Consider the following 26,406-nt stretch of genomic DNA (forward strand, 5'->3'; position numbering starts at 1 on the left):
TCGATATGTTTAGGCTCCGGGGCTGCTTCGTCATCGACAGGCGTCTTATGCGGGTCGGGTGCCGGCCGTGGCTCTTTGGCTTGATTTGGCATCGGTTCCTCCGTCACTTGAAACCAAATAGCCGTTCTCTTTGTTCCGATGTCGCCAACTAAAAAGGCCCGCCACCAGCGGCAGCGGGCCAAATTCCGACCCAGTTGGGATTTCAAATCAAGCCGACGGCTTTGCGTTCATCCATCACCTTGCGGTTGGCAGGCTGCACCGCCTTTCAGCGCATCGCCTGGCCATCCCTCTTTTTCGAAACGCTCCCGCAATGGATGAGTGAGCCGGAAGAGGTCGCATCGGAGGACTTCGGCTGCTGCGATGTTCTCTCCCGCCAGCCGCTTTCACTCCGTCCTGGACTATCGCCTGTTCCATCGCCTCTGCTTCTGCCCTGTCCTTGGTGGTGAGGATAGTGCGCCAATAAGGCTTATCGAACACGCTGACGATGTAGGTTGTTGCAGGCTTGTCGGGCATCGCCAAGGCCTTACGTCCTTCGTTCGCATGTTTCGCATATATTAGCATTAATGCATATACATGCCATGCGGCGCCTAGAGCGGAGTCCCAAATGGGTGGCTTTAAGCCTTGGCATGATGCTATTCACGACCATGAGGTCGAATGTTTCGCTTCGGAGAACGGTTTGACAGCGGACCTGGTCTGGGAGTTGATCCTAAAACACGGCAACAGCCGCAAGGCAGTGATCAAAGCTGCGCAGGGTTTAAAACGTGGTGCCAGGCAACACGGCCGATCAGCACCCTACTCCCCTGTGGAGCCGACGCCCCTGACGATGAGCGTGGGCCGACGAAAGCAATAGCCGGCTTGCCCCGAAGGAACCCCCAAGTCGGCTAGGCTGGGCGTCCTATTCACATCCCGATCTGTGGGTATGCAGGGTTCGCGTAGCGCGGTAGTGATCGCATGTAGGCGATATGAGCGGCTTCACGATGCTCTTGTGGAGCGCTTCCGCTGCCACCAGGAAGCCTCTCGATTTCAGCCTGCGATAACTGCTTGGAAGGTTTGGTCCTGGCCATTTGGCGATCTCCGTTTTTGAGGGGTTCGCCGCAACAGGAAGGATTATATTCCTGCCCCTCCCTCGCCTGCCACCAGCTACAGGTTGTGTGGCGGATTTACGGATTCTTGAGCATGTTAGCGCATCATAATAAGCAGACATGCTGAGTAGCTCGTACATGGCTAAGGCTCCGGCGATTCACCCTGCGCCGGGGCCTTTTTGCAGGCTTATGGCATAGCCCAGCAGCAAGGGTTATTCGGGCAGGCCTGGATCGCAAATTGGCTCATCGCCAACGCCTACTTCCGACGGAAGTGCATATAAGTCACGAACGCTCGGCGCGCACCGTTTCCACCGACAGCGCCCCGGCCGGCAGCGGTCGCACCAGCTCGCCCTCGGGCTTCGACAGGTTGAGCCAGGCCGCCCAGTTCTCTGGCTGCAGGACGACAATCTGCCGGTTGTGAATTGGCGCGACATCCGGCCCTGGCTCCGTCGTCAGCATGGTGAAGGTAGGAGGCTTGTTGCCCGCGCCTTCCCGCCATAGGCCCGCAATCGCCATGAACGGGGCGCCGTTAAGCGCGAAGCGATGTTTGGCCTTCGGATATTTCGTGCCGGTGAATTCGAAGAAGCCCGACGCCGGAATGAGACAGCGGTTGCTATTTGCAAATTGCCGGCCTTCCGAGCGGAAGTTGAACACAGGTCCGCCTTTCGGTCCGGAAGGCGGAAATCCGAAAGTCATCGAGGCCAGCTCGATCTCATCGCCCGCGGTGCGCATGATCGGTGCCGGATCGTTGATGCGGACGTCGTCAGCCTTTGGCAGGTCGAGCTCGGTCTGATGGGTCGGGATTTTCAGCGCCAGTGAAGCCATCATCCGGCAATATTCAGCCCAGAGGACATGCTGTTCGTAGTCGTTGCACATGACCGAGGCTCCGGGGATCAGGAGACTACTTATCCAGCAAGGCTATCAGGTTGCCTGCGCCGAAGGAAACCTTCCGCTGCCCAGACCGTAGGGAGCCCTCCCAGCGCGCGTTCTCGCCGGCCGCTGTTCTACACCGCAGCATCGTCTGGCCCGCTCATGCGCCAGGCCATCCGGAAAGCGTCCCGTTTGGGTCAGCTTAAGCTGGTATCGCAATTGCTATGGCATTATATTAAGATGATCTAATAAGGGGGCAACGAACTTCGTGAGACATTCCGAAACCGTCAGTTTTTAAAGCAGGGGCATGGCCGATAACAGACCGTCTGCCCCAGCAGTAGAAATCAGCCAATCCTTAGGCGAGTGGGTTGTTAGGGTCGTAACAACGGACGGCAACAGCTATTCCAGAGCCTTCGAACGTGAGCCAGATGCCATCGCTTTCGCTGAAGATCAGCGTTTGCGTCTGGGATTGCAACCTCCGACGCACGACTAGTCGTGCGGAACTGGCACCTCGCCTTAGGCCTTTGTCTTCCTGGGCTGGCCAGGAGCCAGGAAGCCATCCCTTATCAGGTCCAACGCGTCGAGCGCGTCTTCATCCAACAAGTTTGTCAAGGGCACTCCGCCCACGCGCACAACCTTGCTGTTGTCTATGTCGTAGACCTCCCAGAGCCCATCCATGACTCTTCGGATTGTGTGCCGTCGCTCCATAAGGGATTTCTAATAAACGAGTCACCGAAGCTCCAGCAAGAAAACTCGATCCAAAGAGTTAACGGTGGAAAACCATGATCGCTTTGGCGACAAGGCTTAACTGGCCGGCTAAGCCGCCTGTGTCAGTCGTCACCGCCGCCGCCACCACCCTCGCCGCCACCGCCACCGCTACCACCACCCTCGCCACCACCACCACCACCGCTGCCACCGCCCTCGCCACCCGCATGCTCACCGCTCTGGTGCTCACCTCTCTGGTGGTCACCGCTGTCATCACCGGATTTCTCACCCTGGTCGTCACCACTCTTTTGCTGGCCGGCGGTGGCGCTATCGTCACCATGGTGGCCATTGCTGGCTTCGGTTTCGACCGCATCATCATCGTTCTGGTCGCCGGCGGTGACACCCTGACCATCATCATTTGGCGCGTTGACGGTCGCTGCACCACCGTGATCGGAGACCTGGCTTGCGAAGGCATTAGCTGCCGTGAAAATGCCCAGCGCACCGACAGAAGTCGCTAACAGCAAGGGGAGCTTTTTCATCGTTTTCTCCAATGTCGGCTTGCCAGCCACAGTGACTGATCCCGGCATTATCGTTTCGGGCACATTACGGCGCGATTAAACGCAAAGGAGAAATTTTAGCAGTTGCTAATTTTATGGCCGAGACTTTAAGAGACCTCTGATGCATGGACTCAGCCTTAAAATGTAAGCATTCTGGCGAGCGCAAAGAACATATTGCGCAACGGCCAACCGCTCGTCCGGTTTCTTCTACTGGGCAGTTTCGCATCCGCGTCGAGCTTGTTGAAACGCGCTGTTAACATCGTTCGCGGGCGACAGGATGTAGGCATCAACCCGAAGGTGTAAGTTCCACCCGCTCTCAGCCGTGGAGGCGGGAATGAACTTGCTGAAGACGTCGCTTTTGTGCACAGCCGTCGTCGGCCTAGTAGAACTATCAGGCGCACGCGCTGAAGATAAGCCTGTTCCGCCAAACAGCGAAATAGCACCACTGCAGCCGCCAGTTCATTGCGAGGGGCAAAATTGCCTGCCTCCGGCCGAAGACCCAGTCCTCGACTGCAAGGGCCAGGATTGCAAGCCGGCTCCGGCGACCGACCAGATGCCAGGCCCGGAGATTGAAAAGGTCAAGTAGACGCATCGGCCGCTGGCGATGAGCAATCGCAACCCTCCCAGGCGTGACCTCGTTGACGATCAAGGGACGTGCGACTCGGGCAACGCCTGTCCACGCAGCCAATCCCAGGTCCCCGCACATCAACGTCCCGAAGCCGGTCCTGCGTGGAGATTGCATACCATCCACGCCCCGCATCAAGCACGTGCTCGAATAGCTGGACGAGGCTCCCTGAAGCGATCGCCTCGCTTGCTAAAGTCAAGCTGCCCAGGGCCACGCCTTGGCCCCGCTCGGCGGCCGCGAGTGCCAGATCGCTGTCGCTGAAATTGGTTCCGTGCCAGGTGCCGTTTGGCTCGAAGCCGACGCCGCGCATCCAGTCCGCCCAGCCGGTCGGGCGCCCGCCCGCTACGGCACCAGGCTTCCGCGATCACACCATAGGCGCTGGCGGCACCGTATATTAGCGTGTGCTTGTGGCGGGCCCGTTTCCGCCTGGCCGGCGCCTCTACCCCAACACCCCCCGCCCAACTGAGCGCCGGCCATTTTCTTAGCACCAGGAAATTCTGGGAAGCTTTGAACCTAACTGAGCGTTTACCGCAGCAGCAGACAGAATGTAGAGGAAGAAGAAGGTGACCCCCGAAAAACTGGCCGCAAAGAGTGATGTCGCTGAGCTGTTATTTTTGATGGGCTCAGAAAAGCGGCTGTTGATTTTGGTTCATTTGGTTGGGGGGAATTGTCAGTTGGCGATCTCGCCAAGCGAGTTGGATTGAGCCAATCCGCTTTGTCGCAGCACCTTTACAAGCTGATGCGCCTGAAACTCGTAACTCCTCGACGTCAGCGGCAGAACATCTTCTACTCGTGCAAATCCGAGGCTGCCCGCGAAATCCTCCATCTGTTGGATAGTCTTGCAGCGGCCGGCAACTTGCCCTCTTCGCGATTTGAGGATCATGCTGGCGAGACGGCGCGTCAATCAAAGGCGGCATGAGGGTTTCCGGCTCAGCGCGCTGTGGGGACGTGTGCGCCATCGGCCTCGACATAACGGTTGGAATGGCGTTGACGATCAGAGGTCGCGCGACACAGCGGATAACGCCTGCCTAACCGCCGACCAGCGGCACGGTGACAGTGGTCGCGTAGTTGATCGGGAAGGTGTCGAGGTAAGGGAAGTCGACGACAAAGGCATAGGTGGCGGTCAGATGCGCCATGCGGAAGCCGCCGCTCGCCGGATCGATGGCGATCGTCACGTTCACATCCTTCAAACCCAAGGCCTGCAATTTCTGCGTGGCGATCGCTTGGATGTCGGCCTGGGTCAGCGTGTTCTGAAGCTGCAGCGAGCGTGACGATGTCTCCAGCGTATAGCGGACGCTGGAGACGGAGTTCATCGACCAGCCCAAGGCGAAGATCCCGAACAGCAATATGATGAGGAAGGGCGCGATCAGCGCGAACTCCAACCCGGCCCCGCCCGATCGGTTCCGCCTGAACGCGCTAGCCCTACCGAACACGGATCACCTCCAGGTGGCCGATGACGCTCGGACCAGAAAAGACGCCGAAGCTGAAGGGCGGCGTCCAGGTGGCGGATGCCTGGATCTGGACATAGACCGATGGCACTTTTGGCCCGCTGCACAGGGTGGAGGCATCGACCACGGTCGTCCCGCACATGTAGATCCGGCTTAGCGTGACCTGGCCGTCCGCCGGCCGCTTCTCCCAGCTCGAAATGGCAACCGCCTGCGTCGCCGTATCATTGCTCGAGCCTTCCATGATCAGATTGGCGGCGGTCTTCACGCCGGCACGCATCGACAGCGAGCTCGTCACATAGGACCAGCCGTCGATTATACCGAGCAGCGCTACGCACAGGAAAGGCAGGACCATCGCGAACTCGACCGCGGCAACGCCTGAAGCGTCGCCAAGGTTCGGCTCTGGTCGGCGTTCCATGGGAAGCTACTCGACCAGTGCCACGGACTGCGTGGCCGGAATGTCTCGCATTCCGAGGCTCGTGCAATCCTGATTGATGGTTGAATTCCCTGACCATTGGATCGTATTGGCGACGACTTGGGTGCAGCCGTTGTTGCCCGAGAAGTTGCCGAGATAGCTGATCTGCTGTTTTGGGAAGTAGATGGCCCCAGTCAGCAGCGAGTCGGCTGTGCCGTTGAAAGTGCTGGATGCGCTGTTGCCGGTTCTGTCGCCATAGAACAGAACGCCTGAATAGGTGCCCGAAGTCGGCGCGCTGAGCTTCACGGACGCGTTGCCGTTTATGCTGACCGTCGAACTGCCCGACATGAAGATCGTCACCCCGCTGCCGGTGATGGCAGCGTTGGCGTTTATCTTGAGATTGCCCTGGACGACGTAGACGCCGGGTGAGAGCGTGACATTGCCCTTTAGCGTCATGCCGCTGCAATAGGTGCCTGGACTCAGTGTGGCTTTGTTATCGTTCTGGCAGGGATTCGAGGCTGCCGGGGCCGGCAGGTCGGCAAATGGATCGGCGGCAGGCAGCGCATGAATTATCGGCGCCGCGCAGACGGTCGTAACGGGATTGCTGAGGGAAACGCCGCCCCCTGATATCAGGCAATCGGCCTGCAGGCCTGCCGAGCCCTGAAGCTTGACGGCGTCCGAGGCAATCGAATTGGCCATGACCGAGCAGCCGATGAGGGTCACGCTGGTGTTGCCGGAAAACAGCGCCGCCTGCGAAGCGGATGGGTCGAGCGCGAGCACGCAGGCTTTCGACGCGTTGGTGATGAGGGCGACCGCCCTCGCCTGTTCGGGAACCTGAGCTTGCGTGAAGATCGAGGTGAACATCCGGTCGAGCTTCTGGCCGACGATGACCTCGACCGCTTTCTTCGCCGTGTTCGGTCCAGACGCAGGCGGCGTGTTGACGACGATCGTGCCCGAGCCCAGCCCGTTCGTCGCTGCCGACTGTGTCGCGGCCGCGACGATCGTCGGCTTGTCGGAACCTGAGATCTGTTCGAGCGCGCCGGCATAGGCCGCGGCATCCGCCGTCGCCTGCAGCTTCAGGCTGTTGTAGTACCAGTAGGAGGTCTCCACACCGAAGCCGGCGGCGCCGACAACGATCGGCAGGCTGAGGGCGAAGATGGTGGCGACATTTGCACTTGTCCCCCGGCGTATACCGGTTGCCATGAGCCGAATTAGGGTGAAGCAATTCAAAGCCATAGCTTAAATTAGAAAGCACGCATATATGAAGGAACGGCTAAAAAGTTCCGTTCATTTTTTGAATTGGCTTCAAAACACCCGCCCGTTGGCTGACCGGTGCACGCAGACATCGCTGATGAACAAAACGCACCTCACATGAGCGCCAGCGAAGGCAAGCCTCGATGCCTCAGAGCTGCCGGCCCACGATAGGTGCGCCATGCACTGACTGGCGAGCGATCCGTGCCCTCGCCTACCAGTTCACCCTGAACCCGACATTGCCGCCATAGGTCTGCACCCGGTCGCCGAACTTGCCGTCGAAGGTGGCGAACACCGACGTGTTGGAGCTCCAGTTCAGCTTGACGCCGGCGTTGACGGTGACCGCGTCCTCGGCCGCCGCTGCCCCCTGGACAACGAAGGCATAGCCGGGGGCCGCCTGGAAGGTTGGCTCCACCGAGCGGTCGGGATTGAACTCATGCAGCCAGGCGGCACGGCCCCAGGCCTGCAGCGTCTTCGTCTCGCCGATGGCAACCGTCGTGTCGAGCTGCAGGCCGAGCGACACCGGCAGCGAGATGACCGTGCGGCTGTCGAAGTCGAGGCCGAGCGCTCCGTCGCTGGTCGACTTTTTCCGAGAAGGCCTGCATCGCCAGTGCCTGGAACTGCAGCCCGGCGAACGGCGTGATGGCGCCGGCGCCGAATGGCTGCCGCCAGCCGGCCTCGAGGCTGGTGCCGAAGCCTGCGCTCATGAAATCGCCGGTCCAGTGTTCTCTGGTGATGGCCGGCACCGGATTGAGCGGATTGGGCGCGCCAGGCACCGAGGTGAAGCGGTCGGTCGTATTGCTGTAGAGATCCATCGCCAGCGAGCCGTTGATGTAGAACTGGCCCCATTTGCGTGCACCATAGGCGCCGGCATGGCCGCCGATGATATTGCCGGACGTTTCGCGATCCGGCACGGCGAAGGATCCCGCGACGCCGCCGAGCGCAAAGCCCATCAGGACGTCGGGATCGCCCTGCGAGTCGAGGCCGACGGCGAAGTTGCCGGACTTGTAGCCAAGGGCCGCGCTGCCGACCACGGGATCGCCGGAAGCCACGCCCGAATTGCCGCCCGCTGTTGCCCAGTAATTCCAGCGCTGCGCATTGGGCGCCTTGGTCAAGGCATCGAACGGATGCGCCTTGCCCGGCGGTTCGGCATAGGCCACCTCCGGCACTTTCAGCGACTGGCTCATCGGATCCGTCGACAGGCCCATGCGCCAGGCATCGGACTGCCGGTTCATCTGGGCCAGGAAGGTGTTGTTGGCGTCGAACTCCGGCTGCTGGAAGCCGCTGATGCCCTCGCCAGAGATGGTGTCGTAGACGGCGCCAAGCTGGTCGAGCGTCGGGATGTAGAAGATCGCATTGGCGATCTTGGTGAAGTTCGGCGACGTCAGATCGGTCTGGATCGCGTTGATCGCCTGACCCACCGCGGTCTGGTTTTCGGTCAGGCCGGTGCGGGCGAAATTGATGTCAACATTGAGGACGATATCCTCAGGATTCGGATATTTCAGCGAATACTGCGCCACCGCGCTCGGGATCGTATCGAGCTTCAGTCCATTGTCGGTGACGCCGCCCTGCGCCTCCAGGATGATGTAGTCCTGGTTGCCTGGCTTTGCCGCGCCGGGATTCATGATGTTGATGCTGACCAGGCCATTGACGTCGGCCGTCCCGCTCACATTGATGCGGTCCGCTTCAGGGTCGAGGTCCAGATCGAGCAGATAGACGCCGCCAAGCGACTGCGACCAGTTGCCGGTGACCTCGGTCGTCATGACGCGGTCGAGACCGCCGGGAGCCGCGTAACCGTCATTGTTGAACTGGCCGGGCAGGTCGAGATAGACCGTGTCGCCCATCAGATAGACCGCGTTGGTCTTGTTGTTGAAGGTGTTGAGACCGGCGCCGAGGTCCATCGATCCGACCGTCAGGTACTTGTTGTCGAACGTTTCGTTGCCGACGCCGCCGCGCATGGCGTAGCCGTCGATCAGCGATATCGAACGGACGATGCCGTTGTTGGTCAGCAGATTGTCCTTGCCGTCCTTGTAGCCGATGCCGGCACCCGCACCTGAACCGCCGGTGATCGTCACGCCGCTGGCGATGGTGACGTTAATGTCGCCATTGTCGGCAATGTCGCCAGTGCCGCCGGCGCTCTGCTCCATCAGCGCGAAGGAATTCTTGCCGGTGACCGCGAGGTCGGCCGTCTGCGTGAAGGTGATGGCACCGCCGGTGCCGCCGCCGCCGGCGCTGCCCATGAAGCCTTGCGGGGCCGCGACCATGGCCATCATCATGCTGCTTGCGGCCGGCGCCTGGTCGAGGCCGAGATAGTTGCCGGAAAAGCCGCCGACGCCGCCACCGCCGCCAATGCTCTGACCGAACACGCCGACCGAATTGTCGCCGGTGATGAGCATGGCGACGTTGCTGTTGATCGTCACCACACCGCCATTGCCGCTGCCGCCGGCGACGGCCTGGACGATGCCGTCGGTGCCCGCGGTCACCACGCCGCCGCCACCACCGACAGACTGCGCGAAGATGCCGACAGAGCCATTGCCGGTAAGCATGATCTGCCCCGTATTGGTGACGGTGACATCGCCGCCCTTGCCGGTCGCGCCGGTGTCGCCGCCGATGAACACCGGCACGCCGATCGCCGCGGCAATCGCCGTGCCGCCTGAGCCGCCGCCGCCGCCGACCGATTGCGCGAAGATCGCGACGGAATTGTCACCGTCGAGCTGCATGGCGCCATTGTTGATGACGGTGACAATGCCGCCGTCGCCGCCGGCGGCACCCTTGCCACCGAGTGCGATGGCGAGTCCGGGCGGACCGCCCGACACGGAATAGGACGCGCCGCCGGCACCGCCGCCGCCACCCACCGACTGCGCCATGATGCCGGTCGAACCAAAGCCCTTTGTGTGGATGATGCCATCGCTGAAATTGGTGACATTGACGTTGCCGCCCTTGCCATTGGCGCCGCCATCGCCGCCGATGCCGAAGGTGAAGGCGCCAGGCGCGGGGCTCGCCGCTACGCTCATGGCGCCCGTGCCGCCGCCGCCACCGATCGATTCAGCGAAGATCGCCACCGACGAGGCTGACACCGTCGTGATGTCGCCATGGTTGTTGACGGTGACCACGCCGCCATCGCCCGAACTGCCGCCGCCGCCACCGACGCCGATCGCAACCGGCACGATGCTGACGCCGAAGGCGCCGCCGCCCGAGCCGCCACCGGCACCGACCGACTGCGCGAAGATGCCGTGTGCGCCAACGCCTTCGACCGTGATCGTGCCATTGGCATTGTTGTTGACGGTGACCGCGCCGCCAGAGCCGGTGCTGCCGGCGGTGGTGCCGTTGCCGACATCGCCACCCTTGCCGCCGACGGCGATGAAGCCGATCGCACGGCCGCCCGGAACCGCCGCCGCCGCCGATCGACTGAGCGTTGATGCCGTCCGCGCCGGCGCCATAAGTGTGCAGGCTGTTGTTGTTGGTGACATTGACGATGCCGCCGATACCGGACGAGCCGCCGGCGCCACCGATCGAGATAAGGGCCGGGATCGAGCCGGTGATGCCGCCATTCTTGCCACCGCCCGAACCACCGCCGCCACCCACCGACTGCGCCTGGATCGCGTAGGAATCGATGCCGTGCGTCTCGATCATCGCGTCGTTGATGACATCCACCTGGCCGCCGGAGCCGCTGGCGCCACCCGAGCCGCCGACCGCGATCGCGCTGATGCCGAGCGAGCCGCCGGCGCCACCGCCGCCGCCGATCGATTGCGCGAAAATGCCAACCGAATCATCGGCATGGGTGAGGATGCCGCCATAATTGTTGACCGTGACATGACCACCGGTGCCGCCCGCCTTGCCCGAGCCGCCGAGCGACAGCAGGCCACCGGCGCCACCGCCCGTGCCACCACCGCCGCCGACCGACTGCGCGAAGATGCCGGCCGAATAGCCCTGTTCCGGGTCGGCGCTCGGCGCGCCCTCTGCCGGCGGCGTCGGCGACGTGCCGAATGTCTGGATGATGGCCGTGCCGGCCTGGCTGAGGTCGGTCTTGCCGTTGGTGACGGTGACCGAGCCGCCATTGCCGGCGGCCTTGCCCTGACCGCCAATGCCGACGGTGCCGAGCGCGCCGGCCTCGCCGTCGCCGCCATCGCCGCCGCCGCCGCCGATCGACTGGGCGTGGATGCCGTCCGACTTGGTGCCGTGGGTGGTGATCACGCCTTCATTGGCAACGATGACGGTACCGCCATTGCCGCCACCGGCGCCGTTGCCGCCAATGGCGACCGTGCCGGACCTGGTCAGGCTGCTGGTGCCGAGCGGCTTCAGGAGCAGCGTCGGATCGACCGGCACGTAAGGTATCGCCAGCAGGCCGCCGGTGCCCACATAGGCGTCGCCGCCAATGCCGCCGCCGCCGCCGATCGACTGCGCTACGATGCCGGACGACTTGTCGCCATGCGTGGTGATGAAATCATAGTTGCCGACATCGACGGTCTGGGCGTCATTGCCGGTTCCGCCGGCGCCACCGACCGTCGCCTGGAGGTTCCAGTTCGGCTTGCCACCGGCCGGTTCACAGACCTTCGGAAGGGTGCATTTCGCACCAAGCTGCAGCGAGATCGAATTGGCGCGACCGCCTGTGCCACCGCCGCCGCCGATCGATTGCGCCAGGATGCCGAAGGCGCCCATGCCGTTGGTTTCGATGCCGCCATACTGCCTGATGGTGACGTTGCCGCCCGTGTTGCCGTTGCCGGCCGAGCCACCAACGGCGACGCTGACGTTAACCTGCGTGCCCGCATTGTTGCCGTTCAGGCCGAGCACGCCGGTGATGGCGTTGCCGCCGGAGCCGCCGCCGCCGCCGACCGATTGCGCGAAGATGCCGTAGGCGCCGTCACCATTGGTCACGGTCTGCCGGCCGCGAGCAAGCCGGTCTGCAACAGGCCGTGATTGGTCACGAAGACGTCGCCTGCAAAGCCTGCGTCGCCACCGAAGCCGCCAACGGTCACACCGGCATTGAAATTGGTTCCGGTGCCGAGCGAGCCGATGACGGCCGAGACGGCCATGCCGCCATTGCCGCCGCCGCCGCCGATCGACTGCGCCTGGATGGCGTGCGATTCGACGCCGTAGGTCGAAATCGCACCGGTGTTGTCGATCGTCACCTTGCCACTGTTGGTGCCGGCGCCGCCGAAGCCGCCGACGCTGGCCGACAGGGTCTTGGCATCGGTGCCGGCAATCACGCCGGAGATCGCCATGCCGCCATTGCCGCCGCTGCCGCCAACCGATTGTGCGAACAGGCCGACGGACTGATCGCCGGTGGTGATGGTCGAGCCGTGGCGCGTCAGCAGAACTTCGCCGCCGGTGCCGCCGCCGCCGCCCTCGCCGCCGACCGCGGCGGTGATCTGGTTGCCGCCCTCACCGAGGTTGAGCGCTGCCGCCACGCTAAGCCCGCCGGTGCCGCCGCCACCGCCGACCGATTGCGCCAGCACGCCGAAGGCCTTGTCGCCGCCGGTCTGGATGATGCCGGTGGAATCGACCGTAACCTTCTCGGCATCGCCACCCGAACCAGCACCGCCACCCAGCGATACCGAGACCGCGCCGTTCTTGCTCGGGTTCTTGCCGAGTGAGCCTTTGATCGTCGCGGCAAAGGAGAACCCACCATTGCCGCCACCGCCGCCGACCGACTGCGCGAGAATCCCGTTCGCGCCATTGCCTTCGGTCAGGATGTTGTCCACCGAGGTGACGTTGACGATCTTGCCATCGCCGGAGCCCGCACCGGAGCCGCCGACAGACACCGCGATCGCGGCCTTGGCATTCTGGCCGGTGACCGAAACAGCACCGGAGAAGCCGCCATCGCCACCGCCGCCGCCGACCGACTGCGCGAAGATGCCATTCGAATCCCCGCCAACGGTGTGAATGGTCGCGTTGTTGTTGGCGAGCGTAGTGCCGACATTGCTGTTGACGATGACGCGGCCGCCATCCTGGCCGGCACCACCATTGCCGCCGACGCTGACGCTGGCGCCACCGGCGCCGTCGACCACCATCTCTCCGGAAATGGCGAAGCCGCCAGTGCCGCCGCCGCCACCGATCGACTGGGCAAGGATACCGTTCGCCTTGTCGCCGGTCGTGTTGATCGTGCCGATGTTGTTGACCGTGACCAGCTGGGAAGTGCCACCCTTGGCGCCGCTGCCGCCAACCGATACCGCCGCGGCCGCTTTCTGGCCGGCGCCGGCGATGGTGACCGCGGCTCCGCCATTGCCGCCGCCGCCGCCGACCGATTGCGCCAATATGCCGTTCGAACCGTTCTTGAGGGTGACGATGTTGCCGGTCGAGGTCACGGTGACCGTGTCGGCATTGCCGCCGCCCTTGCCTGAACCGCCGACACCGACGCCGATCGCGCCGGCCCCCGTGGTGATCGCCAGCGCGCCGGAGAAGCCGCCATTGCCGCCGCCGCCGCCGATCGACTGTGCCAGGATGCCGTCGGCCTTCAAACCTTCGGTCCTGAGATCGCCGGTCGAGGTGACGGTCACCGCTTTGCCGTCGCCGCCATTGTCGCCGGAACCGCCGACACCGACGGCCAGACTGCCGGTGCCCTGGCCGGTCAAAGTGCCGGCCACGGCGCCACCGCCATTGCCGCCACCGCCGCCGACGGACTGTGCGAAGATCGCATGCGAGCCGTCGCCGTCGGTTTCGATGTTGCCGTGGCTGGTTACAGTCACGACCGCGGCGTTGCCGCCGCTCGAGCCGGAGCCGCCAACCGCGACACTCGCCGCCATATCCTTGCTGCCGGCCAGCGCAATGGCAAAGCCGCCATTGCCGCCACCGCCGCCGACCGACTGCGCCATGATGCCGAAGGAATCTTTCCCTCCGGTCAGGATGTTGTTGTAGCTGGTGACGGTGACGGTATCGGCGGTCGAGCCGGATCCGGCGCCGCCGCCGATGCTGACGCCCAGCCCGCCACCGCCGAGTCCGACGCCGAGGCTGCCGGCGAAGCCGCCCGAACCGCCGCCGCCGCCGACCGACTGCGCGAAGATGCCCGATGAATTGTCGCCCTGGGTCCAGATCGAGACGGTGTTTGCGGGCGGCGCCTGCAGCACCGGCTGGCCATTGGAGTCGACGACGCTGTAGCTGTTGACGATCACCTTGCCAGCGGTCGAGCCGGTGGCGCCCGTGCCGCCGACGCCGACGCCGATGCCGGCATTGCCTGTCGTGGCCGAGCCGGCGACCGCGAAGCCGCCATTGCCACCGCCGCCGCCGATCGACTGCGCCAGGATGCCGTTGGAGAATTTGCCTGTCGTCGTGATCGTGCCGGTGCTCGTCACCGTCACGTCCTTGCCGACGCCGCCGACGCCGCCCTTGCCGCCGATCGCGACCGACGCCGTTGCCGCATCGGGATCGCCGAGCGCACCGGTTACGGCAACACTGAAGCCGCCATTGCCACCGCCGCCACCGATCGACTGGGCGATGATACCGGACGAATTGTCAAAATTGGTCGAGATGTTGCCGGTCGAGGTGACCTTGACGATATCGGCGCTGCCGCCGCCGGCGCCGCTGCCGCCAAACGCCACGCCGACAGCGATCGACTTGCCGCCGCCAAGCGTGCCGGCGAAGCCGCCATTGCCGCCGCCGCCGCCAACCGATTGCGCCAGGATGCCGGCAGCACCCGTGCCGCGAACACCGCCTGATATGAAGCCGGCGCCGGTCGAGATGTTGCCGGTCGAGATGACTGTGACATCGAGGCCATTGCCCGCCGCGCCGCCCTTGCCGCCCAGCGCCACGCCGATACCGGCATCCTTGGCAAGCGCCAGCGAAACGGTCGAGCCGCCATTGCCGCCACCGCCGCCGACCGACTGCGCCAGAATGCCGATCGCCTGGTCGCCATAGGTCGTGATATCGCCGGTCGAGGTGACGCGGACGGTTTCCGCGCTGCCGCCGCCGGCGCCATTGCCGCCAAGGCCGACCGCGGCGCTGACGCCCTGCAGCGTGATCGCGCCGGCGCCGGCGAAGCCGCCATTGCCGCCACCGCCACCGACCGACTGCGCCATGATGCCGATCGACTGGTCGCCATGGGTCTGGATGTTGCCGGTCGAGGTCACCGTCACCTCGCCGGCGCTCTGCCCGCTGCCGCCACTGCCGCCGACGGCCACCGAAGCGCCCAGCGCGCCGGTCGTGAACGTGCCGGCGACGCTGAAGCCGCCATTGCCGCCGCCACCGCCGATCGACTGCGCCAGTATGCCGTCGGACTGTTTGCCATAAGTGGCGATGTTGCCGTAGCTGGTGACGAAAACGTCCTTGCCGACGCCACCGGTGGCACCGCTGCCGCCGACCGAGACCGCGGCCGCGCCGCCAGCACCTTCATAGGAACCGGAAACGCTGAGCGTCACGGCAAAGCCGCCATTGCCGCCGCCACCACCGATCGACTGCGCCAGGATGCCGGTCGAGTTGTCGTCTATCGTCAGGATGTTGTTCTGGGTGACGGTGTTGCCGACCTTCTTGCCATTGTTGACGGTCGCCGTACCAGCGTCGCCGCCGCCCCCACCGGAGCCGCCGAGGCTGACGCCGACACCGACAAGGCCGCCCGCCGCGAGGCTGCCGGAGAAGCCGCCATTACCGCCACCACCACCGATGCTTTCGGCCTGGATGCCGACCGCGTTCTTGCCTTCGGTGACAAGGTTCCAGGTGCCGGTATAGCCGGTGGCGACCGCATGGCCGGCGCCGTCGGCATTGACGGTGACGTTGCCCGCATTGCTGCCGTCCGCGCCCGCGCCGCCAAGGCCGACGCTCGCCGCGCCGCCGCCAAGGGCCGCCGAGATGGTGAAGCCGCCATTGCCGCCGCCGCCGCCGACCGACTGCGCCAGGATGCCGGTCGAATTGTTGCCTTTCGTGTGGATCGAACCGGAACTGCCGACAATGACGTCGGCACCATAACCACCGCCGGCACCCTTGCCGCCAATATTGACGGCAATACCGACCGCGCCGCCGATGGCACCGCCGATCGAATAGCCGCCATTGCCGCCGCCACCGCCGACCGATTGGGCAACGATGCCGCCGGCATTGTTGCCGGCCGTCGAGATGTCGCTGAGGCTCGACACGGTCACCAATTTCGATGCACCGCCGGCGCCGCCATCGCCGCCAATACCGATCGCCGCCGCGAATGTCCCGGTGGCGTTGACCGCCACCGCGATCGCGGCGCCGCCATTGCCGCCCGTGCCGCCGATCGATTGCGCGAAGATACCGCGCGATCCTTGGCCATAAGTGGTCAGCGAGCCGGCGGTCTCCACCGTCACGATGTTGCCGTCACTGGCATTGCCGGCAGCCCCGCCCATGGCGAGCGCAAGCACGCCGACCGCGCCCGAAACCGAAAATCCGCCATTGCCGCCGCCGCCGCCAATCGATTGCGCGAAAACGGCATCCGACTGGTCGCCATGGGTGATGATCGAATAGGCGGTATCGTTGGCGTCGCGCAGCACCTCCACCGCGCCGGACGTGCCGCCACTCCCGCCGGCGCCGCCAATCGCCACGCTGAAGCCGATGCCGCCGGAGAAAGCACCACCGCCATTGCCGCCGCCGCCGCCGACCGACTGTGCGAAAATACCGGCGGAATTGACGGAACCGGCACCATTTTTTCCGGTCTCGATATCACCGGCATTGATCACCGTCACCCGCGCGCCATTGCCGCCGGCGCCGCCCTTGCCGCCGGCCGAGAACAGGCCGCCGGAGGTGCCGCCATTGCCGCCGCCGCCACCGACCGACTGTGCGAAGATGCCGGCGGACTGCTTGCCGTCGGTGCTGATCGAACCGGCTGATGTGTTCGTCACTTCGACGATGCCGCCATTGGTGGTCGAGGCGCCGTCGCCGCCAAGCGACACGAGACCGCCTGAATTGCCGCCATTGCCGCCACCGCCACCAATCGACTGCGCCAGGATGCCGTTCGATTCCTGGCCATGGGTGACGATCGCGCCGGAATTGGTGACGCTGACCGTCACGACATTCGCCGGACCGCCATTGCCACCGAGACTGCCGCTGCCGCCCGAGGCGAACAGGCCGAAGTTCGAACCGCCGTCGCCGCCGCCGCCGCCGATCGTCTGGGCCAGGATGCCCTGTGAATTGTTGCCCCAGGTGGTGATATTGGCATTGTTGATCACCTGCACGATGCCGCCATTGCCGCCATTGCCGCCGCCGCCGCCGGAGGACGAAAACAGGCCGAAACCACCGGCACTGCCGCCGCCGCCGCCGCCGATCGACTGCGCGGCTATGCCGTGCGAATAGATGCCGTAGGTGGTGATCGCCGTGCCGACACCGGTGAAGACATTGGCGTTGCCGCCGGCACCTGCCGGGCTGCCGCCGCCCGGATTGAAGACCAGGCCGCCGCCGCCGCCGCCATTGCCGCCATGGCCGCCCTGGCTGATGGCTGCGATGCCCGCCGAATAATTACCCAGCGTTTCGACACTACCGCTGTTGAAATTGACCGTGGCATTGCCACCGCTACCGCCCAGCCCGCCATCGCCGGCATCGCCCGAAATGCCCTTGGCGTCGCCGCCATCGCCGCCATCGCCGCCGACGCTGCTGGCCACGATGCCCGCATTAGGACAAGCTGTTGGCAACACGCAATTGTTGCTCGTCTTGACGGCCCCATCAACGTTGACGGTCACGGTGCCGCCATCCGCGCCATTGGCGCCGTCACCGCCATCGGAGAAGACGTAGCCGTTGCTACCATTGCCGCCGCGGCTGCCGTTGGAAGCGCCGAGAACACCGATGGTGCCGGTCGCGATCACCGCGCCGCTGTTCGGCGTGTTGGTGTTGGCGGTGGGCTGATTGTAGTTGACCACAAGTGTCGGACCGGAATTGCCGGAGGGCCCGCCCGCAGCGACCGGCGGTGGCGCCACGCAGGTCGCGCCGCTCGTAGCGCCGGAATTGACCACGCATTTTTCCGGCTGGGCCGGATTGCTGCCGTTCGCGGGAACCGCCAACGTGATTGTGCAGTCGCTCGCGATGCCGGTGCTGCACGTATAGTGCGCCTCGCCGGGAGCAGATGGCGCCGCACCTGTCCCCGTCAGCGATATCCGGCTGGGATCGATCGTCAGCGTGTTGACGTTGAGCGTCGTGACGCCAGGCGCGGTGTAGCTGATATCGGACTGCGTTCCAGCTCCCGCACAGGTCTCGACGCCACCACTTGGCCCCGTGCAAGTCGCTTCGGCAGGACCCGTCGAGCCGACGAACAGCGTCAGCGCCATGAGAATGGCCGCTACCGCCGCAAGCCCTGAAAGGCCAAGAAATCTCTGTTTCAACCAGCCAGAAACAAAGCGAGACTCGGCTGCGCCCCTCCCAACACGAGTCATCATCACCCCCTGACCCGCACCACCCCCGGCGCGAGATCTGCCCTTGCTAATGCAACCTAACAGATTGCAATGGCAATAAGCGCTCCTAAGAATAGAGGTGATGTAAATTAGGTGCAGTGTTGCCGTTCAAGCACAGATCCCCATAGCTATCGGCAAGCATTTACGCGCTATTGGAGTAAATAGCGTAGCGCAATAGACCAATGTTTGCTTCAGGCGGAAAGAACTGGAGCCGGCTCAGCAGCCAGCTCAGCCGAAAGCTCTCTTTGTACGGCCAGGAAAAACCTGCGCACCTCATCACTGGCTGTGGCTCTGTCCCTGCCCGACCCAACAACGAGGTCAAGCAATTCGGCTGCTTTAGCCCTCCAGAACGAGGCTGCAGGCTCGCCATGCAGATCGTAGAGCTTGGCTGCAACTTCCCTGACCAAGAATAGCTGACGGTCGATCGGGAATGCACGGACTTTTTCTGGGGACATCTTCCAAACCATGAACTGACGCAACGAATCAACCATTGCTGAGCAAGCAATGGCGTAGCCTCTGATGTGGAAACGGAAGCTTAACGCCGCAGTCGATGCGTAGTCATAGGACGAGATGCACGTGATGATCCGCAAACGAGATCCTCACGTTCATTCAAGCAGAATTGGTTGGGAAGCGGAGTGGTTATGGGGCGAACGGCCTCAAGCCTGCAGCGCCCTCGCCTCGCCGCCACGCTTGCGCGGCGCCATCATGTCGCTGGCCATCAGTCCGGTGAGGCGGCAGAACGCCATGAACGCACGGCAGGCATCCTCGGTCTTGACCACGTCAACCGTGGCGCCGAAGCAGGCGTTGAAGGCTTTTTGATACACCGGCCCCTGCCGGCGTGCCGGCCAGTCCTGAAGAAAATCCAGCGCCTGGTCGACGCTGTAAATCTCCTCGACGGGCAAGCCGGAGCCTTGCGCAATGCGCACCGGCACCTCGAATTGCAATCTGTCCATCAGGCGTCTCCCGAACCGGCGTCGCCCAAGCAACGCCGTTCGTCGTCAAAAGTTGCTTTGACCGGCTAGTGCCACGCAAATGTGTCGTCACTGCGGAAACGGCCGTTCTTGTTGCAAACGGGCCAAGGAAAGTTCGCCGGCACCAGCTGGGCCGGCAGAACTTTCCAAGTTGGCGGCGCGATTACTGGTTGGCCGGGTCGGTCTCCGCGTCGAAGGCCATGCGCACCACGGTCAGCAGAACATAGGCCGACGGCAAGGCGAACATCGCGCCAAGGACGAGCCCTCCGGTTCCCGACAGATAGAGCGTCTCGGCGATCGCCCAATAGACGGTTCCGATACAGATGAACGCCTGGACGGACAGAAAGGAAGCAGCCGAGGCCGCACGCGACAGGCTTTTGAATGTCTTGATACGTTGTTGCATTGCAATCATCCGGAAATGACGCGCTGCGCCACCCATGCGCGGCTGAAAAGCCGCCGCACGGGTCGCGGCGCGAATGGCTTGAAACTGGAGGTGAAGTGCGGTCCTGGACCGCTCAGGCCAGCCTGGACGGCGGCGCACGCGGCTGGTTGGTGCTAGAGCTGGGAGCGGAGACCGCGCCAGAGCCGGCAACAGGCGCGGACGGGGAAGCCCGGTCTAGCCAAAGGAAAACAGCTTGCGGAACCGGCAGGGCCGGATGACCGCCGGTGAACTTGGCCAGCACCGGCCGGGCGGTGCGAACCTCCAGTGCCTGCGCCTTGTTGGTGACGCGCAGCAGCGCCGCGACTTCGCCCGACCGTTCGACGCCAACGCTGGCACCGCCCTGTGCGGGGTCCGCGAAGGTGGGCACGTCGGGCCGGCCGAGGCACAGTATCGCCAGCAGCACCAGGCCCATCAGACATGAGCAGGCTGCGGTCAGCGGCGCTTCAAGCGATCTGGCGCGCTTCAGGGCTGGACGCGATCTCCAAAACATCGTCCCGCCCTAGCGCAGGCTGGCCGGAAAGGAAAGCAAACCATGTGAAAACCGACAAGAGACCGCCCTGGCGATACGAATATCCGGGCGGCTCGGGCTGCATCAGGCAGTTCTTCCTTGAACCTTTTGCCTCCAAGTGCCAAATCTGGTGGGATTTTCACGCCAGCACAGCGCCCACCCTTCTATACGGACAAAATGGTCACCTATCTCGACGCCGCCACGGCCCCTCTCCGAAACACCGGCCAGATCCGCCTCTATGGCGAGGACGGTTTTGCCGGCATGCGCAAGGCATGCGACCTCACCGCGCGTTGCCTGGACGCGCTGGTGCCGATGGTCGCGCCCGGCGTCACCACGGACACCATCGACCGTTTCGTCTTCGAGTTCGGCATGGACCACGGCGCGCTGCCGGCGACGCTGAATTATCGCGGCTACACGAAATCGTCCTGCACCTCGATCAACCATGTCGTCTGTCACGGCATTCCAGACAACAAGCCGCTGAAGGATGGCGACATCGTCAACATCGACGTCACCTACATCCTCGACGGCTGGCACGGCGATTCCTCGCGCATGTATCCGGTCGGCACGATCAAGCGCGCCGCCGAGCGGTTGCTCGAGGTCACCCATGAATGCCTGATGCGCGGCATCGCCGCGGTCAGACCGGGTGCGCGCACCGGCGCCATCGGCGCCGCCATCCAGACCTATGCCGAGGCGGAGCGCTGCTCGGTGGTGCGCGACTTCTGCGGCCACGGCGTTGGCCAGCTGTTCCACGACGCCCCGAACATCCTGCACTATGGCAGCGCCAATGAAGGCGTCGAGATGCGGCCCGGCATGATCTTCACCATCGAGCCGATGATCAATCTCGGCCGCCCGCATGTGAAGGTGCTGTCGGATGGCTGGACGGCGGTGACACGCGATCGCTCGCTGTCGGCGCAGTACGAACACACGATCGGCGTGACCGACACGGGCTGCGAGATTTTCACGCTCTCGCCCAACAACCTCGACCGGCCCGGCCTGCCGGCCTGATGTTTTAATACGTCGGGCGACCGCTTTGCCCGACTGATTGGCTGGATGCGGGGGCTGATGGTGACAACGGGCGACGACGACGAGCGGAGTTTCTTTGCCGAGGTGCCGGTTCGGCCCGCGGCGAAGGCCAGGCCGGCTCCAGCCGAAAAACCTGGATATCTCGGCCATCGCGACCGCTTGCGCGAGCGCTTTGCCTCGGCTGGCCCTGATGCCCTGCCCGATTATGAGCTTCTGGAGCTCTTGCTCTTCCGGCTGATCCCGCGCGCCGACACCAAGCCGGCCGCCAAGGCGCTGCTGGCGCGCTTCGGCACGCTGGCCGAAGTGCTCGGCGCGCCCATCAACCTGCTGCAGGAGGTCAAGGGCATCGGCCCGGCGGTGGCGCTCGACCTGAAAATCGTGGCGGCGACAGCGCAGCGCATGGCGCATGGCGAAGTGCATGGCCGCGAGGTCCTTTCGTCCTGGACGCAGCTTCTCGCCTATTGCCGCTCGGCCATGGCCTTCGAAGCGCGCGAGCAGTTCCGCATCCTGTTCCTCGACAAGAAGAACACGCTGATCGCCGACGAGGTGCAGCAGACCGGCACTGTCGACCACACGCCCGTCTATCCCAGGGAAGTCGTCAAGCGGGCGCTCGAACTGTCGGCCACCGCGATCATCCTGGTGCACAACCATCCTTCGGGCGATCCGACGCCGTCGCGCGCGGACATCGAGATGACGAAAGAGATCATCGAAGCAGGCAGACGGCTGGGCATCGCCGTGCACGACCACATCATCATCGGGCGCAAGGGATACGCCAGCATGAAGGGTTTGTTGCTGATCTAGGGCGACAACCAAAAAGGTGGCCCGCTCGTCTTCGCCGACAGGGAAGCAAGAGCGTTTCTCGCATGGCGCATACCGACCAGGTTTTGCTCATCGACTCCTGCATTGACTCCTGCATTCCAGCGCGTTTCTGACCAACCGCTCGACGACATTGGCGGCAGCTAGGACGATGGTCTGGCCGGCATGGGACTTCAGTAGCACAGCGACCTTACGGCGTTTATTTTCATGAAATATCAAATAGTTATGCCACCTGCCATCATCGAGATCGCGCATTGCGACCGCATTTGTCTAAAGTTTACTCCGTACAATTAGGGGTTTCTCATATTACGCTTGCTCTAGCGGTGGGGCGGAGGCGGCGATTCCCCGAGGAGACACCATGACAAACCGAAAAACTCTGTTCGCGGCGCTTGCCGCATTGGCGCTTCTGGCGTCCCCAGCGCTCGCTGGAGCCGGCGGCAACGGGCACGGCAATGGCGGCGGCAACGGGCACGGTAACGGCAACGGCAACGGCAACGGCAACGGCGGGGGGTAACGGCAACGGCAATGCTGGCGGCAATGGCAATGGCAACAGCGGCGCCTCGCATGGCAAGTCGGCATCGGCTCCAGGCCATGTTGGCAAGGTGGACGCGGGCACTACGACCTCCACCACGGTCGACACAACCACTCAGGTCGCATCCGTGCCCAAGGAGAAAAACATCCATGCCAAGCTCGGCCGGCTGAACTCCCTGCAGCGCAACATCAACGCCTATATGAATTCCAAGAGCAAGAAGTTCGCCGGCATCCAGGCCTTTGTGACACAGTCGGCGAAAGCCAAGGTTGCTCAGGCCGCGGCTGAGACGGCAGCCGCCACGGCGGCGGCCGCCCAGGCGCAACTGGATACGCTGAATGCGCAGCTGACCGCGCTGCAGGCGGATCCGACCGCTACGCCTGAACAGATCCAGGCGGTGAAAGACCAGATCACTGCTCAGCAGGCAATTGTCGACGCCGACAACGCGGCGGCCGACGAGGCTGAGGCGGCGGCTGCCACGGCGACCGTCGGTACCGACCAGGCATCACTCGATGCAGCGCTGACGGACATGGCCAACAAGCCGGTCGATGACGAGGTCACGGCCTGGGCCCAGGGTGTCCTTGCCGGCAAGATCGACCAGATGGCTACCAAGATCGAAGCGCAGACCACGCCTTAGGCGTCGACCAGAACGGCAGTATCCTGATTTATCCAAGACAATGCCGCCGGGTCCGCCCGGCGGCATTGCTGTTTCTGGCCGTAGCAGAAAAACGCCCGACGGCCACTCCGCGGCGGCAGCTACTCGCTGAGTTGCTGGAAGGCGCTGCGATGAGCGTTCGATCAGGCGCCACGGATCGAACGAAATTCGGAAATTTGAAAATCATTCAATCATGGAAAGAGCAATCCAATCATCCCCGCCTGATTGGATCAATCTTCCAATGAACAAGTGCGATCTCCATTTTTTTGGAAAACAGTTTCGTTGAGGCGTCGCGCTTCCACTGCTACCGTTTGAAACGCTTCAATCGGAACCAGGCAATTGCAACGCAAGCGCCCTACCATAGCGGATGTCGCACGAACCGCCGGTGTCTCCATCGGCACGGTCTCGAACTTCATCAATGGCACCGCCGGCCTCAGGGAAGACACACGCGAACGCATCGAGAAGGCGGTTGCCGCGCTGATGTACCGGCCGAGTTCCTTTGCCCGTTCCCTGCCCGGCCGCGCGCCCCGCAGGCCAAAAAACCTCGATCATCTGCCAAGGCTGCTGGTCGCCGGTCGCGTCAGCGTCGACTTCCTGTGCCGCGTCGACGTGCTGCCGCATCGCGACGACCGCATCACCGCCAGCCATATCGAAAAGGCGCTGGGCGGCCCGGCCGCCAATCTCGCGGTTGCCGCGGCCGGCGTCGGGGCCCCCTACGCGCTTGACGTGGAACTGGCGACAGCGGTCGGCAGGGACGCCGAGAGCGACTGGGCTTTGGGCGAACTCGCCAAACTGGGTGTCCACGCCCTCCCTATCCGCAGCACGCCCAACAACCGGCTTTCCCAAGCGATCGTCATCATCGAGCGCAACGGCAGCCGCACCATCATCAGCGAACCGTTCGAGCTTGGCGAGGTCGACCTGACCGCCAATCTGGACATCCAGCCCGAGCAGCGCCCGGCCTGCCTGCATATCGAAGGCTTTCACTATGAGACGATGACCGCCTCCATCGCGCGCTTTCATCAGGCCGGCTGGAGGGTCAGTCTGCATTCGGCCGGTTTGCCCAGAAGCGCGCGCACGCCCGAAACCTTTACACAGATGGTCAGGCAGATCGATCTGACCTTCATCAACGACGTGATGATGCGCGAGATTTTCGGTTTTCGCACCGGGATGGCGAGCATGATCGAAGAGGTGCGCTTAATGCTGTCACGCATCAAGCCGCGCGGGACGGTCGTGCTCACCCTTGGCGAGTTCGGCGCGGTCGTCTTCCCGTCGGGTGGCGGCCCACAGATCGAGGTGCCGGCACTGCCGGTCAACCGCGTCGATGCCACCGGCGCCGGCGACAGCTTCGCCGGCATCTTCCTGAGCCTGTGGCTGCATGGCGCGTCGCTGGACGCCGCCGCCCGCTATGCCGCGATCGGCGCAAGCCTGACGACCACGGTCGAAGGCGCGCAGGGCTACATCGCGGATTTCGCGACCCTGAAGGCCACCGCCTCGGCGAACGACACTGTGATGGCAAGTTAAATCAAAGACTTATCGGTTTCTGGGCATCCGCCCATCGGACGAAATCAGGAGAGTATGATCATGGCGAAAGCAAAAGTCCTTCTGGTCGGCGAAAGCTGGATGAGCTCGGCGACTCACTACAAGGGCTTCGACCAGTTCGGCAGCGTCACCTTTCATCTGGGTGCAACACCGCTCGTCACCGCCCTGAAGGACAGCGAATTTGATCTTGAGTACATGCCGGCCCATGAGGCCGTCGAAAAGCTGCCTTTCACCATGGAGGGCCTGGCGCAATACAAGGCGATCATCCTCTCCGACATCGGCGCGAACTCGCTGCTGCTCCATCCCGATGTCTGGCTGCACGGCAAGACGGTCCCCAACCGGCTCAAGCTATTGCGCGACTGGACGCTGGCCGGCGGCGGCCTGATCATGATCGGCGGCTACTTCTCCTTCCAGGGCATCGACGGCAAGGCGCGCTGGCACCGCACGGCTGTCGAGGATGCGCTGCCGGTGACCTGCCTGCCCAACGATGACCGGCTTGAGATCCCCGAGGGCTTTCGGCCTGAGATCATCGGGCCCAGGGATCACCCGCTCTTTGCCGGCATCGACGGTGAATGGCCCATTCTTCTCGGCGCCAATGAGGTCGTTGCCCGCGAGCGGGACGATGTCGAAGTCCTGGCCCGGCTGCCGCAGGACCAGGGCGGTCACCCCCTGCTGGTCACGGGACGCCATGGCGAGGGTCGCACCCTGGTCTGGACGTCAGATATCGGCCCGCACTGGCTGCCGAACAGTTTTGTCGAATGGCCCGGCTATGCGCGCCTTTGGACCAACGTGCTGCGCTGGGTGAGCAAGGCCGTCTAACCAATCCGCAATCGCTGGATAACCGTCATGACAGAACCCTTTCTTGTCGCCAGGAACATCGCCAAGCGCTTCGGTGCGCTGACGGCGCTTTCAAATGTCGACCTGGAAATCCGTTCCGGCGAGGTGCTGGCGCTGCTCGGCGACAACGGTGCGGGTAAATCGACCTTCATCAAGATCCTGGCGGGCGCTCATGCACCGAGCGACGGCGAACTCGTCATCGAGGGCAATCCGGTTGCCTTTCATTCGCCCAAGGATGCAGCCTCATCGGGGATCGCAACAATCTTCCAGGAACTGGCGCTTTCCGAGAACCTGTCGATCGCCGAAAACGTCTTTCTCGGCCGCGAATTGAAACGCTCCATTTTGGGCATTCCGTTTCTGAAGCGCCAGGAAATGCGCCAGCGCGTCGATGGCCTGCTGAAGGAACTCGATGCCCATATTTCCGATCCGGAAGCGCCTGTCGGCAGCCTGTCCGGCGGCCAGCGCCAGGCCGTCGCCATCTGCCGCGCGCTCAATCTGAACGCCAAACTGGTCATCATGGACGAGCCGACGGCGGCGCTTGCCGTCGCCGAGACCCGCAAGGTCCTGGCGCTGACGCGGCGGCTTGCCGCGCGCGGCTGTGCCGTCGTCCTCATCAGCCACAACATTTCCGAAGTCTTCGAGGTTGCCGACCGCATCGTCGTGTTCCGGCGCGGCCGCAAGGTGGCCGAACGGCTGGCCACCGAAACCAATCACGAAGAAGTCGTTTCGCTCATAACGGGCGCTCATCCCGACGTGCGGGCGCTCGAAAAAACAAACTGAAACGCACGTCATTTCCAGAGAGGATCAAACCA

Annotated in this window: 23 protein-coding genes; 10 read left to right on the forward strand and 13 right to left on the reverse strand. The window is 63.8% G+C overall.

The window, feature by feature from the left end:
* Window positions 1–1,364 precede the first annotated feature (1,364 nt).
* Window positions 1,365–1,958, reverse strand: coding sequence for an SOS response-associated peptidase (locus HB778_RS33690; protein WP_183460136.1), 594 nt, complete (start codon window positions 1,956–1,958; stop codon window positions 1,365–1,367).
* Window positions 1,959–2,734: 776 nt separating this feature from the next.
* Here HB778_RS33690 and HB778_RS33695 point away from each other — a divergent pair.
* Window positions 2,735–3,175 carry a hypothetical protein gene (locus HB778_RS33695; protein WP_183460138.1) on the forward strand — a complete coding sequence of 147 codons (441 nt, stop codon included), beginning with the start codon at window positions 2,735–2,737 and terminating at the stop codon, window positions 3,173–3,175.
* A gap of 617 nt (window positions 3,176–3,792) precedes the next feature.
* Here the strand turns inward: HB778_RS33695 and HB778_RS43580 are convergent.
* Window positions 3,793–4,149, reverse strand: coding sequence for a hypothetical protein (locus tag HB778_RS43580; protein WP_183460140.1), 357 nt, complete (start codon window positions 4,147–4,149; stop codon window positions 3,793–3,795).
* 253 nt (window positions 4,150–4,402) lie between these two features.
* Here HB778_RS43580 and HB778_RS43585 point away from each other — a divergent pair, with 253 nt between their 5' ends.
* Both HB778_RS43585 and HB778_RS33705 read left to right on the forward strand, forming a co-directional pair.
* Complete coding sequence (locus HB778_RS43585) at window positions 4,403–4,543, forward strand: hypothetical protein (protein ID WP_432421224.1); 141 nt, start codon at window positions 4,403–4,405, stop codon at window positions 4,541–4,543.
* The gene (locus HB778_RS33705; protein WP_432421225.1) at window positions 4,540–4,758 is read left to right on the forward strand and encodes an ArsR/SmtB family transcription factor; all 219 of its coding nucleotides are present in this window, start codon (window positions 4,540–4,542) and stop codon (window positions 4,756–4,758) included. The genes HB778_RS43585 and HB778_RS33705 overlap by 4 nt, the downstream gene beginning before the upstream one ends.
* Window positions 4,759–4,867: 109 nt before the next feature.
* Here HB778_RS33705 and HB778_RS33710 read toward each other — a convergent pair whose 3' ends face one another.
* From HB778_RS33710 to HB778_RS33755, 11 genes are all read right to left on the reverse strand, one after another.
* Window positions 4,868–5,272, reverse strand: a complete 405-nt coding sequence (locus tag HB778_RS33710) for a TadE/TadG family type IV pilus assembly protein (protein ID WP_183460142.1) — start codon at window positions 5,270–5,272, stop codon at window positions 4,868–4,870.
* Complete coding sequence (locus HB778_RS33715) at window positions 5,262–5,702, reverse strand: TadE/TadG family type IV pilus assembly protein (RefSeq protein ID WP_183460144.1); 441 nt, start codon at window positions 5,700–5,702, stop codon at window positions 5,262–5,264. Before HB778_RS33715 ends, HB778_RS33710 begins: the two co-directional genes overlap by 11 nt.
* 6 nt (window positions 5,703–5,708) lie before the next feature.
* Complete coding sequence (locus HB778_RS33720) at window positions 5,709–6,935, reverse strand: pilus assembly protein TadG-related protein (RefSeq protein WP_183460146.1); 1,227 nt, start codon at window positions 6,933–6,935, stop codon at window positions 5,709–5,711.
* Between the two features lie 229 nt (window positions 6,936–7,164).
* Window positions 7,165–7,473 carry an autotransporter domain-containing protein gene (locus HB778_RS33725; protein WP_183460148.1) on the reverse strand — a complete coding sequence of 103 codons (309 nt, stop codon included), beginning with the start codon at window positions 7,471–7,473 and terminating at the stop codon, window positions 7,165–7,167.
* On the reverse strand, window positions 7,385–9,964 hold the full coding sequence (locus HB778_RS43175; protein ID WP_348524755.1) for an autotransporter outer membrane beta-barrel domain-containing protein: 2,580 nt from the start codon (window positions 9,962–9,964) through the stop codon (window positions 7,385–7,387). Before HB778_RS43175 ends, HB778_RS33725 begins: the two co-directional genes overlap by 89 nt.
* Before the next feature lie 31 nt (window positions 9,965–9,995).
* Window positions 9,996–11,825, reverse strand: a complete 1,830-nt coding sequence (locus tag HB778_RS41970) for a hypothetical protein (protein ID WP_244661731.1) — start codon at window positions 11,823–11,825, stop codon at window positions 9,996–9,998.
* Window positions 11,822–18,151, reverse strand: a complete 6,330-nt coding sequence (locus HB778_RS33735; RefSeq protein ID WP_183460152.1) for a beta strand repeat-containing protein — start codon at window positions 18,149–18,151, stop codon at window positions 11,822–11,824. The genes HB778_RS41970 and HB778_RS33735 overlap by 4 nt, the downstream gene beginning before the upstream one ends.
* 314 nt (window positions 18,152–18,465) lie before the next feature.
* On the reverse strand, window positions 18,466–18,864 hold the full coding sequence (locus HB778_RS33740) for a DUF6074 family protein (RefSeq protein WP_244661732.1): 399 nt from the start codon (window positions 18,862–18,864) through the stop codon (window positions 18,466–18,468).
* 66 nt (window positions 18,865–18,930) lie between these two features.
* On the reverse strand, window positions 18,931–19,227 hold the full coding sequence (locus HB778_RS33745) for a DUF982 domain-containing protein (protein WP_183460154.1): 297 nt from the start codon (window positions 19,225–19,227) through the stop codon (window positions 18,931–18,933).
* Window positions 19,228–19,408: 181 nt separating this feature from the next.
* The gene (locus HB778_RS33750) at window positions 19,409–19,648 is read right to left on the reverse strand and encodes a hypothetical protein (RefSeq protein WP_244661733.1); all 240 of its coding nucleotides are present in this window, start codon (window positions 19,646–19,648) and stop codon (window positions 19,409–19,411) included.
* A gap of 112 nt (window positions 19,649–19,760) precedes the next feature.
* Entirely contained in the window at window positions 19,761–20,177 is a 417-nt protein-coding gene (locus HB778_RS33755) for a hypothetical protein (RefSeq protein ID WP_183460158.1), read from the reverse strand.
* A gap of 195 nt (window positions 20,178–20,372) precedes the next feature.
* On the opposite strand from HB778_RS33755, the gene map reads away from it, so the two are divergent.
* The 7 genes from map (at window position 20,373) to HB778_RS33785 (ending at window position 26,374) form a co-directional block, all read left to right on the forward strand.
* Window positions 20,373–21,200, forward strand: a complete 828-nt coding sequence (gene map, locus HB778_RS33760; protein WP_183460160.1) for a type I methionyl aminopeptidase — start codon at window positions 20,373–20,375, stop codon at window positions 21,198–21,200.
* A gap of 57 nt (window positions 21,201–21,257) precedes the next feature.
* Window positions 21,258–22,019 carry a RadC family protein gene (gene radC, locus HB778_RS33765; protein ID WP_183460162.1) on the forward strand — a complete coding sequence of 254 codons (762 nt, stop codon included), beginning with the start codon at window positions 21,258–21,260 and terminating at the stop codon, window positions 22,017–22,019.
* A 373-nt stretch (window positions 22,020–22,392) separates the two neighbouring features.
* Entirely contained in the window at window positions 22,393–22,548 is a 156-nt protein-coding gene (locus HB778_RS41975; protein WP_244661734.1) for a hypothetical protein, read from the forward strand.
* Entirely contained in the window at window positions 22,487–23,200 is a 714-nt protein-coding gene (locus HB778_RS33770; protein ID WP_244661735.1) for a hypothetical protein, read from the forward strand. The genes HB778_RS41975 and HB778_RS33770 overlap by 62 nt, the downstream gene beginning before the upstream one ends.
* A gap of 357 nt (window positions 23,201–23,557) precedes the next feature.
* A complete protein-coding gene (locus HB778_RS33775; RefSeq protein WP_183460164.1) occupies window positions 23,558–24,739 on the forward strand; it encodes a carbohydrate kinase family protein in 1,182 nt (393 codons plus the stop codon).
* 60 nt (window positions 24,740–24,799) lie between these two features.
* On the forward strand, window positions 24,800–25,576 hold the full coding sequence (locus tag HB778_RS33780; protein WP_183460166.1) for a glutamine amidotransferase: 777 nt from the start codon (window positions 24,800–24,802) through the stop codon (window positions 25,574–25,576).
* Window positions 25,577–25,603: 27 nt separating this feature from the next.
* A complete protein-coding gene (locus HB778_RS33785; protein WP_183460168.1) occupies window positions 25,604–26,374 on the forward strand; it encodes an ATP-binding cassette domain-containing protein in 771 nt (256 codons plus the stop codon).
* Window positions 26,375–26,406 lie beyond the last annotated feature (32 nt).

It is taken from the genome of Mesorhizobium huakuii, from assembly GCF_014189455.1.
In the GTDB taxonomy this organism is placed as follows: domain Bacteria; phylum Pseudomonadota; class Alphaproteobacteria; order Rhizobiales; family Rhizobiaceae; genus Mesorhizobium; species Mesorhizobium huakuii_A.

What these genes read in the sequence shown, in the direction of transcription:
- HB778_RS33690 (WP_183460136.1), bottom strand. Translation starts at nt 1,958, where the DNA reads ATGTGCAACGACTACGAACAGCATGTCCTCTGGGCTGAATATTGCCGG.
- HB778_RS33695 (WP_183460138.1), top strand. Translation starts at nt 2,735, where the DNA reads ATGATCGCTTTGGCGACAAGGCTTAACTGGCCGGCTAAGCCGCCTGTG.
- HB778_RS43580 (WP_183460140.1), bottom strand. Translation starts at nt 4,149, where the DNA reads ATGCGCGGCGTCGGCTTCGAGCCAAACGGCACCTGGCACGGAACCAAT.
- HB778_RS33715 (WP_183460144.1), bottom strand. Translation starts at nt 5,702, where the DNA reads ATGGAACGCCGACCAGAGCCGAACCTTGGCGACGCTTCAGGCGTTGCC.
- HB778_RS33720 (WP_183460146.1), bottom strand. Translation starts at nt 6,935, where the DNA reads ATGGCTTTGAATTGCTTCACCCTAATTCGGCTCATGGCAACCGGTATA.
- HB778_RS43175 (WP_348524755.1), bottom strand. Translation starts at nt 9,964, where the DNA reads ATGAGCGTAGCGGCGAGCCCCGCGCCTGGCGCCTTCACCTTCGGCATC.
- HB778_RS33735 (WP_183460152.1), bottom strand. Translation starts at nt 18,151, where the DNA reads ATGGCGCTGACGCTGTTCGTCGGCTCGACGGGTCCTGCCGAAGCGACT.
- HB778_RS33745 (WP_183460154.1), bottom strand. Translation starts at nt 19,227, where the DNA reads ATGGACAGATTGCAATTCGAGGTGCCGGTGCGCATTGCGCAAGGCTCC.
- HB778_RS33750 (WP_244661733.1), bottom strand. Translation starts at nt 19,648, where the DNA reads ATGCAACAACGTATCAAGACATTCAAAAGCCTGTCGCGTGCGGCCTCG.
- HB778_RS33755 (WP_183460158.1), bottom strand. Translation starts at nt 20,177, where the DNA reads ATGTTTTGGAGATCGCGTCCAGCCCTGAAGCGCGCCAGATCGCTTGAA.
- map (WP_183460160.1), top strand. Translation starts at nt 20,373, where the DNA reads ATGGTCACCTATCTCGACGCCGCCACGGCCCCTCTCCGAAACACCGGC.
- radC (WP_183460162.1), top strand. Translation starts at nt 21,258, where the DNA reads ATGGTGACAACGGGCGACGACGACGAGCGGAGTTTCTTTGCCGAGGTG.
- HB778_RS41975 (WP_244661734.1), top strand. Translation starts at nt 22,393, where the DNA reads ATGACAAACCGAAAAACTCTGTTCGCGGCGCTTGCCGCATTGGCGCTT.
- HB778_RS33770 (WP_244661735.1), top strand. Translation starts at nt 22,487, where the DNA reads ATGGCGGCGGCAACGGGCACGGTAACGGCAACGGCAACGGCAACGGCA.
- HB778_RS33780 (WP_183460166.1), top strand. Translation starts at nt 24,800, where the DNA reads ATGGCGAAAGCAAAAGTCCTTCTGGTCGGCGAAAGCTGGATGAGCTCG.
- HB778_RS33785 (WP_183460168.1), top strand. Translation starts at nt 25,604, where the DNA reads ATGACAGAACCCTTTCTTGTCGCCAGGAACATCGCCAAGCGCTTCGGT.